The sequence below is a fragment of the Streptomyces sp. NRRL S-455 genome (assembly GCF_000717875.1).
GTDB lineage: Bacteria > Actinomycetota > Actinomycetes > Streptomycetales > Streptomycetaceae > Streptomyces.
In genome coordinates this window covers 1-207 of the sequence record NZ_JOCT01000115.1, presented here as the reverse complement: position 1 = coordinate 207, position 207 = coordinate 1, and the positions used below count along the sequence as shown (strand labels likewise).

Annotated in this window: 1 protein-coding gene; it reads left to right on the top strand. The window is 69.1% G+C overall.

All coding sequences use genetic code 11. From position 1 onward, the window contains the following. Positions 1–207 (top strand): hypothetical protein (locus IE97_RS39115; protein WP_037845580.1); only part of this gene is annotated, 207 nt, incomplete at both ends.

The window sequence follows — 207 nt, the reverse complement described above, 5'->3', positions numbered from 1 at the left end:
CCAGTACTTCATCGGCGACTTCGACGGAAGGAAGTTCACCGCCGAGGACAAGGGCACCTACACCCCGCCCACGGGCGAGGTGGTGCAGGACTTCGAAGGCACCGGCTTCGGCGGGTGGACTCCGACCGGAGACGCCTTCGGCACCGCACCGGCCACCGGCACCTTCCCCGGCCAGCACCAGGTCTCCGGCTTCCTGGGAGACGGGCT